The 834-nt window shown below is 34.4% G+C and carries 1 protein-coding gene; it reads right to left on the bottom strand.

What is annotated here, in order from left to right:
• Positions 1–330: 330 nt before the first annotated feature.
• Complete coding sequence (locus AB4Z30_RS29870) at positions 331–636, bottom strand: hypothetical protein (RefSeq protein ID WP_441931225.1); 306 nt, start codon at positions 634–636, stop codon at positions 331–333.
• Positions 637–834: the final 198 nt, after the last annotated feature.

The raw sequence follows: 834 nt of genomic DNA, 5'->3' as shown, positions 1-834 counted from the left end.
ATAGGAACCATTCGACCTTTCACTCTTGTTATATTCTTATATACTTTTCTAGGCTCTATTTTCATATTTGTAGACAATTTATCAAATTTAAACTTTTCATCTTTCTTTGAGTGGATCTCCATAGTTCACCTCTGATTCTTACAATCTTTTTAAATCAGCGCAATATTTCGCCTAACGTTACTGTATTCATGAACCCCAACGGGGTTGTCTGCTGAAATGCCTCATCGAAATCCATCCGCAGACCAAGGCTCCAAAGGAGCCGCTGCTTGAATATTATGTTATCCGCAGGTGCTTCTTCCAAGAATAACTTTCAGATAGTTTTCTGAGTCATTATTCGTTCCAGTTACTAAAAATTCTGATCATATCATTATTTAATTCTTCTTCATCTTTCAATTCTTTAAATCTTATTAGGAACATACAATTATTTATTTTTCTTCTATATACTTGTTGTATCATAAAATACCCTTTTTCTGAATTCCAAACTGTTGAGATAGTTTTTCTTGGTGGATCAATTCTCCTATATTTATAAATAGTATCTCCTGGAACATTCAAATCTGGTTTAGGTGTTGTAATTTTATAGCCTCTCTGTTGAATGCAATCATCGATAATCTTAAAAATAGTATTTAGATCTTCCAAATCTTCTTCATTCCCTTAAATGTTTTGGTCTTATATTAAGCAGTTGCGGATAACGTTCCTGTATTCACGACCCAGCGTATGCTGGGTGTCCGACGAATGTCGGACCAAGAGCGTATGCCCGCAGCGTGAATATGATGTTATAGGATGTCCATGTCTTCTATGAATCACCCAATAAGTTTTCTATTTGTTTCTTATGAT

The sequence above is a fragment of the Paenibacillus sp. 2TAF8 genome, assembly GCF_052114825.1.
In the GTDB taxonomy this organism is placed as follows: Bacteria; Bacillota; Bacilli; order Paenibacillales; family Paenibacillaceae; genus Paenibacillus.
Note: the sequence above shows the minus strand (reverse complement) of the source record. Positions and strands in the feature narration are given on the sequence as shown.